The sequence below is a fragment of the Pseudooceanicola aestuarii genome, from assembly GCF_010614805.1.
Lineage (GTDB): Bacteria > Pseudomonadota > Alphaproteobacteria > Rhodobacterales > Rhodobacteraceae > Pseudooceanicola > Pseudooceanicola aestuarii.
Map to the genome: position 1 here is coordinate 744,511 of NZ_JAAFZC010000001.1, position 13,094 is coordinate 757,604.

At 64.7% G+C, this 13,094-nt stretch carries 14 protein-coding genes; 5 read left to right on the top strand and 9 right to left on the bottom strand.

All coding sequences use genetic code 11. The annotated features are described in order from the left end of the window. Nucleotides 1-19: 19 nt before the first annotated feature. The 3 genes from betB to betI form a co-directional block, all read right to left on the bottom strand. On the bottom strand, nt 20-1,477 hold the full coding sequence (gene betB, locus G5A46_RS03440; RefSeq protein WP_163847345.1) for a betaine-aldehyde dehydrogenase: 1,458 nt from the start codon (nt 1,475-1,477) through the stop codon (nt 20-22). 102 nt (nt 1,478-1,579) lie between these two features. Further along, the gene (betC, locus tag G5A46_RS03445; protein ID WP_163847347.1) at nt 1,580-3,088 is read right to left on the bottom strand and encodes a choline-sulfatase; all 1,509 of its coding nucleotides are present in this window, start codon (nt 3,086-3,088) and stop codon (nt 1,580-1,582) included. Next, complete coding sequence (betI, locus tag G5A46_RS03450; protein WP_163847349.1) at nt 3,085-3,657, bottom strand: transcriptional regulator BetI; 573 nt, start codon at nt 3,655-3,657, stop codon at nt 3,085-3,087. The genes betC and betI overlap by 4 nt, the downstream gene beginning before the upstream one ends. Before the next feature lie 108 nt (nt 3,658-3,765). Between betI and choX the strand changes: the two genes are divergently transcribed. From choX to choV, 3 genes are all read left to right on the top strand, one after another. Beyond that, on the top strand, nt 3,766-4,686 hold the full coding sequence (gene choX / locus G5A46_RS03455; protein ID WP_163847350.1) for a choline ABC transporter substrate-binding protein: 921 nt from the start codon (nt 3,766-3,768) through the stop codon (nt 4,684-4,686). Between the two features lie 156 nt (nt 4,687-4,842). Continuing rightward, on the top strand, nt 4,843-5,679 hold the full coding sequence (choW, locus tag G5A46_RS03460; protein WP_163847351.1) for a choline ABC transporter permease subunit: 837 nt from the start codon (nt 4,843-4,845) through the stop codon (nt 5,677-5,679). Further along, entirely contained in the window at nt 5,676-6,710 is a 1,035-nt protein-coding gene (gene choV / locus G5A46_RS03465) for a choline ABC transporter ATP-binding protein (RefSeq protein WP_163847352.1), read from the top strand. Before choW ends, choV begins: the two co-directional genes overlap by 4 nt. 322 nt (nt 6,711-7,032) lie before the next feature. Here the strand turns inward: choV and G5A46_RS03470 are convergent, their stop codons facing one another. The 5 genes from G5A46_RS03470 to G5A46_RS03490 all read right to left on the bottom strand — a co-directional run bounded on the left by G5A46_RS03470 (nt 7,033) and on the right by G5A46_RS03490 (nt 9,715). Beyond that, complete coding sequence (locus G5A46_RS03470; RefSeq protein ID WP_239520601.1) at nt 7,033-7,611, bottom strand: F0F1 ATP synthase subunit B; 579 nt, start codon at nt 7,609-7,611, stop codon at nt 7,033-7,035. 5 nt (nt 7,612-7,616) lie between these two features. After that, on the bottom strand, nt 7,617-8,162 hold the full coding sequence (locus tag G5A46_RS03475; RefSeq protein ID WP_163847353.1) for a F0F1 ATP synthase subunit B': 546 nt from the start codon (nt 8,160-8,162) through the stop codon (nt 7,617-7,619). A 134-nt stretch (nt 8,163-8,296) separates the two neighbouring features. Further along, entirely contained in the window at nt 8,297-8,521 is a 225-nt protein-coding gene (locus tag G5A46_RS03480) for a F0F1 ATP synthase subunit C (protein WP_163847354.1), read from the bottom strand. 86 nt (nt 8,522-8,607) lie between these two features. Further along, the gene (locus G5A46_RS03485) at nt 8,608-9,375 is read right to left on the bottom strand and encodes a F0F1 ATP synthase subunit A (RefSeq protein ID WP_163847355.1); all 768 of its coding nucleotides are present in this window, start codon (nt 9,373-9,375) and stop codon (nt 8,608-8,610) included. Nucleotide 9,376: 1 nt separating this feature from the next. Further along, nucleotides 9,377-9,715, bottom strand: coding sequence for an AtpZ/AtpI family protein (locus G5A46_RS03490; protein WP_163847356.1), 339 nt, complete (start codon nt 9,713-9,715; stop codon nt 9,377-9,379). Nucleotides 9,716-9,967: 252 nt separating this feature from the next. On the opposite strand from G5A46_RS03490, the gene G5A46_RS03495 reads away from it, so the two are divergent. Then, the gene (locus G5A46_RS03495) at nt 9,968-10,309 is read left to right on the top strand and encodes an ArsR/SmtB family transcription factor (protein WP_163847357.1); all 342 of its coding nucleotides are present in this window, start codon (nt 9,968-9,970) and stop codon (nt 10,307-10,309) included. A 48-nt stretch (nt 10,310-10,357) separates the two neighbouring features. Here G5A46_RS03495 and G5A46_RS03500 read toward each other — a convergent pair whose 3' ends face one another. After that, entirely contained in the window at nt 10,358-11,251 is an 894-nt protein-coding gene (locus G5A46_RS03500) for a LysR family transcriptional regulator (RefSeq protein WP_163847358.1), read from the bottom strand. Nucleotides 11,252-11,568: 317 nt separating this feature from the next. Between G5A46_RS03500 and ffh the strand changes: the two genes are divergently transcribed. Then, on the top strand, nt 11,569-13,080 hold the full coding sequence (gene ffh, locus G5A46_RS03505) for a signal recognition particle protein (RefSeq protein WP_163847359.1): 1,512 nt from the start codon (nt 11,569-11,571) through the stop codon (nt 13,078-13,080). The last annotated feature ends 14 nt before the right edge of the window (nt 13,081-13,094 follow it).

Sequence of the window (13,094 nt, forward strand, 5' to 3'; positions counted from 1 at the left end):
CGGAACTGCGCGGCGCGCATCAGAATGGCGCCTCGACATCGCCCATGCGGACGTAGACGGATTTCTGCTGGCTGTAATGCTCGATCGCGGCCTTCGCGTTCTCCCGGCCCACGCCAGAGGCCTTGACCCCGCCAAAGGGGGCCTCCACCGGGGCGTCGTTGTAGGAATTGATGAAACAGCTGCCCGCCTGCAACTTTCCGATCACCCGGTGCCCGCGTGCCAGATCGCGGGTGAAGACCCCGGCGGACAGGCCGAATTCCGTGGCATTGGCGCGGGCGATCACCTCGTCCTCGTCGTCGAAATCCAGCACCGACATGACGGGGCCAAAGATCTCTTCGCGGGCGATGGTCATCTCGTCGGTGACATCGGCAAAGACCGTAGGCTCCAGGTACCAGCCCGGCAGGTCGATCCGTTGGCCGCCGCTGACCAGGCGCGCGCCCTCGGCCTGGCCCTTTTCGATGTAGGACAGGACGATGTTCATCTGCCGTTCGCTGACCATGGGGCCGAAACTGGTGGCTTCGTCCAACGGATCGCCGATCACCGCATCCTTCAACCGTTCGGCCAGCCGGGCCAGAAACGCCTCCTTGATCCCGCGCTGCACGAAGACGCGGGTGCCGTTCGAACAGATCTGGCCGGAGGAATAGAAATTGCCGTTGATGGCCCCGCCGACGGCATTGTCCAGGTCGGCATCGTCAAAGATCACCAGCGGGGACTTCCCGCCCAGCTCCATCGTGACATGTTTCATCTGGGCCGCCGCCGCCGCGTAGACGCGCCGCCCCGTGGGCACCGATCCGGTCAGGGAAACCTTGGCCACGCGGGGATCGGCGACCAGCGCGCCGCCGACCTCGCCCATGCCCTGCACGACGTTGAAAACACCCGGAGGGGCGCCCGCCTCTGTCAGAATATCGGCAATCTTCAGCGCGCAAAGCGGCGTCTGCTCCGAGGGTTTGAACACCATGGTATTGCCGCAGGCCAGTGCCGGCGCGGCCTTCCAGCAGGCGATCTGGGTCGGATAGTTCCAGGCCCCGATACCCACGCAGACCCCCAGGGCCTCGCGGATCGTATAGACCCAATCCGCGCCCAGCTGGATATGTTCGCCCGTAAGGCTGGCGGCGAGACCGCCGAAATATTCCAGCGCATCGGCGCCCGAGGTCGCGTCGGCGACCAACGTTTCCTGCAACGGCTTGCCCGTGTCCCAGGTTTCCAGAACCGACAATTCATTGTTGCGACTGCGGATGATGCGCGCGGCATCGGTCAGGATGCGCCCCCGTTCCCGCCCGGACAGGGCGGCCCATTCGGCCTGCGCGGCCTGGGCGGCGGCCAGCGCCTGTTCCACGATCTCGGGCGTGGCGGCATGAACGCGGGCGATCTCGGCCCCGGATGCGGGGTAGATCACCGGGATCGGCGTCCCGGCGCGGTCTTCGACATAATGGCCGTTGATGTAGTGACTGGCGACGGGGCGAACGGTGTCGGACATCGGGCTGCTTTCTGTCTGGGCCCGGCGGACGGGCGGATCATGTCAGGGACGACCCCGCCGGTGGCGGGCCCGCCAAGGCGGATCAAAGGCGCGTGCGGGCGCTCATTCGCCGCGCGGAAAACGCTGGTTTTCCTCCACCACGTTCAGGTCCATGTGGTTGCGCATGAACCGTTCGCTGGCCTGTTGCAGGGGCTGGTAATCCCACGGGTAGTAGGCCCCGTTGCGCAGCGATTCGTAGACGATCCAGCGGCGCGCCTGGCTGCGCCGGACCTCTTCGTCGAACCGCTCAAGGTTCCAGCGGGCGTCGGCCTCGGCCCGGAACCGGGCCAGGGTGTCGGCATGGGCGGGATCAATGGCCAGGTTCGTCAGCTCCTGCGGGTCGGCCGCCAGGTCGAACAGCTGATCGGGATCCAGCGTGCAGCGGGTGTATTTCCATATCCCCTGCCGCAGCGCGACCATAGGGGCATAGGATGCCTCGGCGGCGTATTCCATCCGAACCGGCGTCTGCCGGGATTGCCCCTGCGTGAGCGGCACCAGCGTTTCGCCCGCCGTCCAGGGGGCGACCTCCGCCATGCTGATACCGGCCAGGTCGCAGAGCGTGGGGCAGACGTCGATGTTGGACACCGGATCCTCCACCAGCCCGGGGGTCATCCCCGGCGCACTGATCATCATCGGAACCCGGGCGGAGCCTTCAAAGAAGCTCATCTTGAACCACAGGCCGCGCTCTCCCAGCATGTCACCATGATCGGAGACAAAGAGGATCACCGCTTCCTGCCGGGTCCGTTCCAGCACATCCAGAATCTCCCCTACCTTGTCGTCAAGATAGGAGATATTGGCGAAATACGCCTGACGGGACCGGCGGATGTCCCGCGTCGTGATGTCAAAGGACCGCCAGTCGTTCGCGTCGAAGATCCGCTTGGAATGGTTGTCCTGCCGGTCATAGGGGATGGCACCCACCTCGGGCTCCAGATGGGCGCAATCCTCGTAGAGATCCCAGTATTTGCGCCGCGCGACATAGGGGTCGTGCGGATGCGTGAAGGACACCGTCAGACACCAGGGCCGCGCGTCATGACCGCGCGCCAGGTCATAGAGCTTCTGCGTAGCCTTGAAGGCGACCTCGTCGTCGTATTCCATCTGGTTCGAGGTCTCGGCCACCCCCGCCCCGGTGACGGAACCCATGTTGTGATACCACCAGTCGATCCGCTCGCCCGGCTTGCGGTAATCCGGGGTCCAGCCGAAATCGGCGGGATAGATATCGGTGGTCAGCCGCTGTTCGAACCCGTGCATCTGGTCGGGGCCGACGAAATGCATCTTGCCCGACAGGCAGGTCTGGTAGCCGGCACGGCGCAGGTGATGGGCATAGGTGGGCAGATCGGCGGGAAATTCGGCCGCGTTGTCATAGACCCCCGTGATCGAGGGCAATTGCCCGGACATGAAGCTGGCCCGCCCCGGCGCGCACAACGGGCTGGCGGTGTAACAATTGCGGAACCGCACCGATTTCGCGGCCAGGCTCTTCAGGTTGGGCGTGTGCAGCCACTCCGCCGGACCGTCGGGAAACAGCGTCCCGTTCAACTGGTCAACCATCAGGATCAGGATGTTCGGGGCAGTCACGCGGTGATCTCCAATTCAAGTTCCAGCGCCCGCAACACATGGGCCGTGGCGCTATGACCCGTGGTGTCGCCGGGGTTTACCGCGAACCGCAGGTAGATCCCGTCGATCAGTCCGCCCAGCCGTTGGGCGCAGTTCGGCGCCCGCTCGCCGATCAACGGGCGCAGGTCATGGGTCAGGTTCGATTGCAGCCGGCGATGGTAGACCGACAACAGGCGCCGGGCCTCCGTCGATTGCTGGGCCAGCACGTAGAAGTTCAGCCACGCGGCAATCACTTCGCAGCGGAAATTGGCCGGGCTGAAGCTGGCACGGATCACCGCCTCGATCCGGGTGCGGGGGGTGGCACTGACCTTCAGCGCCGCGCGGACCTCCTCGCCGTAGATCGACAGGATGTGCCGCATCGCCGCCAGGAACAGCCGGTCCTTGTCGCCGAAATAATGAAACGCCAGGGCAGGTGATACTCCGGCGCGGCGCGCTATCTGCCCCACCGTGACATTCAGTGACCCGGTGGTGCCGATCTCGTGGATCGCGGCCTCCACAAGCTGGAGTTTTCGGGCTGGAAGCGCAGTCATGGCAGGTATCCCGGGCCTTTTGGGCAAGAAAAAGGTTGCAATACGGGGATAGCCGTGAACTGATTGACCAGTCAATCAATAAACGCAATTCGCTCTAGGGGAGACCTCATGAAACTTCTGACGACCGTATCCGCGCTGACCCTTGCGCTGGCCGGGATGGCCCAGGCGCAGGCACAATGTGACAGCGTGACCATGTCCGACGTCGGCTGGACCGACATCACCACCACCACCGCCACGGCGAAACATGTGCTGGAGGCCCTGGGCTACGACGTGGACGTCAAGGTCCTGTCCGTGCCCGTCACCTTTGCCTCGTTGGAAAGCGACGACGTGGACGTCTTCCTGGGCAACTGGATGCCGGCGCAGACCGCGGCGATCACGCCCTATCTGGACAGCGGCGAGATCGAGCAGATCAACGTCAACCTGGAAGGGACGAAATACACCCTGGCCGTGCCGACCTATGCCTACGAGGCCGGGCTGAAGACCTATGCCGATATCGCCAAGTTCGAAGATGAACTGGACGCCAAGATCTACGGGATCGAGCCGGGCAACGAAGGCAATGACTACCTGGTCAGCCTGGCGGAGAACGACACCCACGGGCTGGGCAATTTCGAGGTTGTCGAAAGCTCGGAACAGGGGATGCTGTCGCAGGTCTCCCGCTTCTACAAGAAGGAAGAGCCGGTCGTGTTCCTGGGCTGGGAACCGCACCCGATGAACGCCAATTTCGACCTGCAATACCTGACCGGCGGCGAAGATTTCTTTGGCGGCGAGGGGGTCGTGCACACCGTTACCCGCCAGGGCTTCACCGGCGAATGCCCCAACCTGGGCAAGCTGTTCGCGCAGATGGATTTCACCCTGGCGATGGAAAACCAGATCATGGGCGAGATCCTGGACGAGGGCGAAGACGCGGATGACGCGACCCTTGCCTGGCTTCAGGCCAACCCGGCCGCCATCGAGCCCTGGCTGGACGGCGTGACCACCACCGACGGCGCCGAAGGGCTGGCCGCGGTGAAGGACGCGCTGGACCTCTAAGCCGGACCGACGCTCCGCCAGCGCCCTATGTCTCGGCGCTGCCCACGGGGCCGGGATGACCCCCGGCCCCGTTTGCGATAGAGCAACGGAACCGACGACAAAGACGAGAATGACAGCCGGACCAATCCGGCGACAGGGACCGAAGGGGAACACGCCGTGGAGTGGCTGACTGAACACAAGATTCCGGTGGGCGACGCCGCCAGCACCATTTTCGAATGGGTGCGCGACAACGGGGAGTGGTTTCTCGATTTCCTGTCCATGGTGATGGAACTGATGATCGACGGCATCTTGTGGGTGTTGCAGGAGCCGCATCCGTTGATCGTGGTCGCCGCCTTCGTCGCCCTGACCTGGGTGCTGCAACGCAACTGGAAGATCTGCCTTTTCGTCTTTGCCGGGTTCCTGTTCATCCTCAACCAGGACTACTGGGAGGAGATGACCGAAAGCCTGACGCTGGTGCTGTCGGCCTGCGTGGTCTGCATGGCCATCGGCGTGCCCATCGGCATCGCCACCGCGCACCGGCCACGGCTGTATTCCTATGTCCGGCCGGTGCTGGATCTGATGCAGACGTTGCCAACCTTCGTCTACCTGATCCCGGCCATCGTCTTCTTTGGCATCGGCATGGTGCCGGGGCTGCTGGCCACCGTCATCTTCGTGCTGCCCGCGCCGATCCGGTTGACCTACCTGGGCGTATCCTCCACCCCGCAGGCCCTGCTGGAGGCCGCGCGCGCCTTTGGCGCGACGCCGCGCCAGACGCTATACAAGGTGGAGCTGCCCTACGCCCTGCCGCAGATCATGGCCGGTCTGAACCAGACCATCATGCTGTCGCTGTCCATGGTGGTGGTCGCAGCCCTGGTCGGGGCCGACGGTCTGGGCGTGCCGGTGGTGCGCGCGCTGAACCAGGTGAATACCTCGTTGGGTTTTGAATCCGGCTTCGTCATTGTCGTCGTGGCCATCATGCTGGACCGAATCCTGAACGTGGGAGGCCGCAAATGACCGTCGCCGTTGAAATCAACAACGTCTCCATCGTCTTTGGCAAATCCCCGGACAAGGCCCTGCCGCTGATGGACAAGGGACAGGACCGATCCGAGATCCAGACAGCCACAGGGCAGATTCTGGGGGTGCATGATTGCTCCCTCACGGTGAACGAAGGCGAGATCCTCGTGCTTATGGGGCTGTCCGGCTCCGGGAAATCCACTCTGTTGCGCGCGGTCAACGGGCTGAACCCGGTGGTGCGCGGCAACGTGAGGGTCAACGACGGGGCCGGGATGGTGGACGTCACCCATGCCGACGCCGCCACCCTGCGCCGTTTGCGGATGGGCCATATCGCGATGGTGTTCCAGCAGTTCGGTCTGTTGCCCTGGCGCAGCGTGCGCGAGAATGTCGGCCTGCCGCTGGAACTGGGCGGCATGTCCCGCGCCGAGGCCGCCGGCCCCATCGAAGAACAGCTGGCCCTGGTCGGCCTGTCCGACTGGGCGGACCGCAAGGTCGGAGAGCTGTCCGGCGGCATGCAGCAGCGGGTCGGCCTGGCCCGCGCCTTCGTCACCGAAGCTCCGATCCTGCTGATGGACGAACCTTTCTCCGCGCTTGACCCGCTGATCCGCACAAAGTTGCAGGACGAGCTGCTGGAGCTTCAGCAAAAGCTGAAACGTACGTTGATCTTCGTCTCTCACGACCTGGACGAAGCGTTCAAACTGGGCAACAAGATCGCCATCATGGACGGTGGCCGCATCGTGCAGACCGGCACACCACAGGATATCTTCCGCGACCCGAAAAACGACTACGTCGCCGAATTCGTGCAGCACATGAACCCGCTCGGGGTGCTGCGTGCCCGCGACCTGATGCAGCCCCTTCAGGGCACGCCCCACAACACGATCGAGGCCGACCAGCTGATCCGCGACGGCATGGATTGCCTGATCGGCGCGCCGCATCCGGTTGGCGTCACGGAGAACGGCCGCCTGATCGGCCAGTTGACCCAGGACGACCTGCTGCGCGGATTGTCCAACCCCTCAGCCAGCGGCGTCTGACCGCCGACAGGGGAGCATCTCTACCGCGCCCCCTTCACCTTTTCCAGGCTCGCCGCCTGCCACCCCCTGCCTCCCGACGGAAGGGTTAGGCGCACTGGCCCCAACATGCACTTGCAGCAAGTGGATAAAGCGCCCCCTCCGCGCCAGCACCCGCGACCGCGCACGACGGTACGTCCCGTATCGTCCTGGGTCATGCCTAGGCCAGAGGCCCAGCAACGCCATGGGCCATTGGCGCGGCAAGCCCGTCGCCGACCCGCGCGCAAACGAAAAGACCCGGCCGCATGGGGCCGGGTCGATCCGTGGCTCAGTCAGGGGCGGTGGTTCAGTGCAGCTTGGCCTGAACCTGGCCGATCGCGTCGTCGATCAGCTTGTTACCTTCGTTGGCATTCATCTGCTGGGCGATAACCTCCCGCGCGGCGGCGACCGCCACGGTGGCGGCACGGTCGCGGACGGCGCGGACAGCGGTCGCCTCGGCGGAGGCGATCTGCTCTTCCGCGGCGGCAATGCGGCGGGTGATGGAGCTTTCCAGATCCGCCTTCGCCTGTTCGGCGGCGGCGCTGGCCTCGCTCTTGGCGGTGCGCACGATGCGGTCGGCCTGCTCCTGCACTTCTTTCTGCTTGCGCTCGTAAGAAGCCAGCAGCGATTGCGCATCTTCGCGCAGGGCACGCGCTTCGTCCAGCTCGGCCCGGATACCATCGGCGCGCTTGTCCAGCATGCCGCCCAGCATCGAGGGCACCTTGAAATACAGCAGCGCCGCGATGAACACGATGAACGCGATCAGTACGACAAAGTCGGTATTGCCAAGGGAAATGAAAGGTCCCGTAGCCGCCTGGGCGGGCAGCGCGGACAGGGTCAGGCCCAGCGTCGCGGCCATGGCAAGGCCTTGATTGCGGAACGTCATCGCTCTCATCCTTTCAGCTTGGCATCGACGGCGGCGTCGACGGTGGCCTGCTCCGCAGAGAAGCCAAGCGCCGTGATCACGGCGGCGGCGGTCTCGCGGGCGACCTCTTCGGCGCTGCGGGCGGCATTGGCACGGATATCGGCAATCGCCTTCTCGCCTTCGGCGGTGCGGGCGGCGATCTCGGCGTCGGCCTTGGCGGTGGCGGCGTCCAGCTCTGCCTGGATTTCGGCGCGGGCTTCGGCGACGATGCGCCCGGCCTCGACACGGGCATCGGCCAGCGCCTGGTCATAGGCGGCCTCTGCCTCGACGGCCTTCTGCTTCAGCTCCTCGGCGGCGGCGATATCGTTGGTGATCGCCCCGGCGCGGTCCGACAGGACCGATGCGACACGCGGAAGGGCCACGCGCGACAGGATGAAGTAGATCACGACGAGCGTGACGATCAGCCAGAAAATCTGGTTGCCCCAGGTCGAGAAATCGAGCTGCGGCATGCCCGGAGCGGAGGCTGCGGCGTCGGCAGCGTGGCCCGTGGCTTCAGTCGTTTGTGTAGCCATGTCTCAGGTTACTCCGTCTGGGAAGTCGGAACCCCGGCAACCCGGGGCTGGCGTCGGCATTCCCCCGATCACCGGGGACATACCACGGGTGGACCGGACCCGGCCCACCCGCGCGTAAGGATCAGCCGGTCAGATCAGACGGCGAACATCAGCAGCAGGGCGATCAGGAACGAGAAGATGCCCAGTGCTTCGGCGAAGGCGATGCCGATGAAGAGGGTTGCGGTCTGCGAAGCAGCGGCAGAGGGGTTGCGCAGGGCGCCGGCCAGGAAGTTTGCGGCGACGTTGCCCACACCAAGTGCGGCGAGACCAGTGCCCAGACCTGCAATGCCTGCGCCGATATGTGCGAGTTGACCTTCCATGATCCTATCTCCTTACGATTGGAAGTTACTGTATTCGAGTCGTGCTGCGGACGGGCCGACACCGGGTCGGCCGCGCCAGTCAGTCGTCAGTGGGACGGGTGCAATGCATCTTTCAGATACACGCAGGTCAGAATGGTAAAGACGTAGGCCTGAATGAAGGCCACCAGGATCTCCAGCCCGTACATGGCGGTGATCGCCAGGATAGAGATCGGCGACACGACAGCCAGCGCGGCGAAGCCGGCGAACACCTTGATCACCGCGTGGCCGGCCATGAGGTTGCCCGCCAGACGAATGGAGTGGCTGACCGGGCGCACGAAGTAGGAAATCAGCTCGATCACGGCCAGGACGGGGCGCAGGGCCAGCGGTGCGGAAGTGACCCAGAACAGGCCCAGGAACTTGGCACCGTTCTTGGCGAAACCCACGATCGTCACGGTCAGGAACACGGCCAGCGCCAGGACGATGGACACCGCGAAATGCGACGTTGTGGTAAAGCTCATCGGGATCAGGCCCAGGAAGTTGGCGAAGACGATGAACATGAACAGCGTGAAGATATAGGGGAAGAAGCTGAGCGCATCCTTGCCTGCCACGTCCTCCACCATCTTGTAGATGAAGCCATAGGCCATCTCGGCGATCGACTGGACCTTGTTGGGCACCCGCGCCCGGCCCGAGGTGCCCAGCACCATCAGGGCAAAGATCGCCAGGACGGCAACCGCCATCCACAACGTCACGTTGGTGATCGTGTACCAATGCACCGGGTCGCCGGCATCGCCGAACAGCGGCTTGACGATGAACTGATCCATCGGGTGAAAGACCAGCCCGCCTTCGTCGCCGTGAGTGGCAGCTTCCGTCGCCATGTCAGTCCCTCTTCTCGTCTTCGGCCGGGGCGTCCTGCGCACCGGCGAGCCTGTCCTGATAGTCCCTGGCCGACCGCATCATCACGCGAATGCCTGCCACGAACCCCAATCCCGTAAAGAGGACCAGCATGATGGGCAGCGTTCCCAACAGAACGTCCAGCCCGTAGCCAACCCCCAGACCGATCCCGAGACCGGCCACCAGTTCCGTCACCATGCGCCAGCCGACTTCGGCCGAGGAATAGCCCTGCGCAAGCGTCTTTTCCGAGTCCGGCGCCCCCTTGGCCGCCGCGATACGCGCATCCAGATCCGCCAGTTTGTGCCTGTGGTCCGGTTCGCTCATCTCCCTGGGACACCCCCGCAACTTTCGCGATGTAGCTACGGCGCGGCGCGGCCCGAGTCAAGCACGCTGCTCGACACTTTAACCTACTGTATTTACGTAGTTTTTCAAAATGGGCGCGCGCCGCCAAGCGCAATCAGACCCGCTCTGACCCTTCCCAGGCATTCTCAACCCCACGGTTGAGCATCATCGTACAGGCTGTCACGTTCAACCCAGCGGTTGACTGTCGCAGGGGGCTGCGCCTAACTCCGGGCCATGTCCGACGCCGCGCTAGACATCGTATTCCATGCCCTGGGCGATCCGACCCGGCGGGCCATCCTGCGCATGTTGCTGGAAGACGATATGGCCGTCAGCGACGTGGCGGACCCGTTCGACATGTCGTTGGCCGCGATATCCAAGCACCTGCTGATCCTGGCCCGCGCCGGCCTTATCACGCAGGAGAAGCGCGGCCGCGTCAAATGGTGCAAGCTGGAGCCGGACGCCCTGCGCGGGGCTTCGGTCTGGATGCAGGGGTTCGGCCAGTACGAGCCGGTGAACCTGGACGCCTTTGAACGGTTCCTGCTGGCGGAGGATCACCTGCCCGACGCCCAGGAATGAGGCGCGCCCTGCCCGCCACCGGCAGGCGCGACGGGCGGGCGGTCGGGACTACAGCTCCAGCCGGGCATCGCGGGCGGTGTCGGCGTTGTCCTTGAGATAGCGCAGGAAGGTCTGGACCTTGGCGGTGCGGTGCAGGTCCATATGGGTGACCAGCCACAATCGGCTGCTCCATTCCTCCAGCGAGGGATGCACCCGGACCAGTCCGGGATGTTCCTGATTGTCCAGCTCCCCCAGAAAGCCGAGGCCGGTGCCCGACAGGATCGCCTGCCGCGTGGCGCGATCGTTGTCGGAGCGGAACACCACCTGGCGTTCGGGTATGCGTTCGCGCATCCACCGCGAATAGGGCCGCCGGGTCGCCGGATCGTCAGCCCCGACAAATGTGTGCCCGTCCAGAGATCCGTCGAAATCGGGCATTCCGTGACGCTCGATATACTCCCGGCTACCGTAGATCGCGAAGCCGACCCGCAGGAAGGGCTGCACCACGTTGTCGGGCTGTTGCGGCGGACTGCCGGCGCGGATGGCCACATGCGCCTCGCCATATTCCAGGCGGAACAGCCGGGTGGAGGTCATGTAGCGCAGGATGACCTCGGGATAATCCTGCTGGAACCGCGCGAGGATGGGCACCAGCAGGTGGCTCAGCCCGTCAAGGGTGGTCACCACCAGCTCCCCCGCGACGCCGTTGCCCAGCCCCTTGATCCGGCCGGACAACTGGCTGAACTGTTCATCCGTGGCCTGGGCCACGCGCAGCAGGTCCTGCCCGGCCTCCGTGGGGGTGTAGCCGCGGGTGTGGCGCTGAAACAGCTTGACCCCCAGCCGGCCTTCGAGGGCATCGATATGACGGATGACGGTCGCATGATGGACCCCCAGAACCTCGGCCGCACCGGAAACGGTGCCCAGCCGCGCGACCTGGAAGGCCGTCCTGATCTCATCCCAATTGTCCATGCCGCCTGCCCCGTTGTCGTTCACGTCTTTTCACGATGTCCGCCCAATATGCGGCCCTGCCCTGATGAAACAAGGGTTTGGGGTGCAGGTTTCTGTGTCATGACTTGACTCCCCCAGGCCTGACGCCTAAACGCCGGCGCATATCCCGGAGTCTCACGTGATTCCGGTCCCATCGCCATTGGCGGGGATCGCCACCAGTCAGCGCGTTGCGCCCACTGGTGCGCTTGGCCTTTGTGCCGCCCCGACTTTGCGCTTTCCGCCGGTCCTGCCTACATGGGACCAGACCCAACCGTTGATGGCCGAAGGAGGGCCGGGGCATGTTTGAAAATCTTTCCGAACGCCTCTCCGGTGTCTTTGACCGGCTGACAAAACAGGGCGCCCTGAACGAAGACGACGTCAAGACCGCCCTGCGGGAGGTCCGCGTTGCCCTGCTGGAGGCCGACGTGTCCCTGCCGGTGGCGCGCGATTTCGTCAAGGCGGTGCAGGCCAAGGCAACCGGCCAGTCGGTGACGAAATCCGTCACTCCCGGCCAGCAGGTCGTGAAGATCGTCCATGACGAACTGGTCCACGTCCTGACCGGCGACGAAGACCCCGGCAAGCTGAAGATCGACAGCCCGCCCGCGCCGATCCTGATGGTCGGCCTGCAAGGGTCGGGCAAGACGACCACCACCGCCAAGCTGGCCAAGCGTCTGAAGGAGAAGGAGGGCAAGCGTGTCCTCATGGCCTCTCTCGATGTGAACCGCCCCGCGGCGATGGAGCAGTTGCAGATCCTCGGCGCGCAGATCGGGGTCGATACCCTGCCCATCGTCAAGGGCGAGGATCCCGTGGCGATTGCCCGGCGGGCCAAGACGCAGGCGTCTCTGGGCGGTTATGACGTCTATATGCTGGACACCGCCGGCCGGCTGCATATCGACGCCGAGCTGATCCAGCAGGCCGCCGACGTGCGCGATGTGGTGAACCCGCGTGAGACGCTGCTGGTCGTCGATGGCCTGACCGGCCAGGTCGCCGTCGAGGTGGCCGAGGAATTCGACGACAAGATCGGCGTCTCAGGTGTCGTGCTGACGCGGATGGACGGCGACGGCCGCGGCGGCGCGGCCCTGTCCATGCGGGCCGTCACCGGCAAGCCCATCCGCTTTGTCGGGCTGGGCGAGAAGATGGACGCCATCGAGACGTTCGAACCCGAACGCATCGCGGGCCGCATCCTGGGCATGGGCGATATCGTCGCCCTGGTGGAAAAGGCGCAGGAAACGCTGGAGGCCGAACAGGCCGAACGCATGATGAAGCGGTTCCAGAAGGGTCAGTTCAACATGAACGACCTGAAGATGCAGCTGGACCAGATGCAGAAGATGGGCGGCATGGAAAGCATGATGTCCATGATGCCCGGCATGGGCAAGATGGCCAAGCAGGCGCAGGATGCCGGGTTCGACGACCGCGCGCTGAAACGCCAGATCGCGCTGATCCAGTCGATGACCAAACGCGAGCGCGCCCAGCCGCAATTGCTTCAGGCCAGCCGCAAGAAACGGATTGCGGCGGGTGCGGGGATGGAAGTCTCCGACCTGAACAAGCTTCTGAAGATGCACCGGCAGATGGCCGACATGATGAAGAAGATGGGCAAGATGGGCAAAGGCGGTGCGCTCAAACAGGCGATGCGCGGCATGATGGGCAAGGGCGGCGGCATGCCCGGCGGCATGGACCCGTCGCAGATGGATCCCAAGGCGCTGGAACAGGCGGCCCGCCAGATGGGCGGCAAGATGCCCGGTGGTCTGGGTGGCTTGGGCGGTGCCGGTGGCCTGCCCCCCGGCCTGTCGGGGTTCGGCAAGAAGAAATGACGATGTGGTGCAGC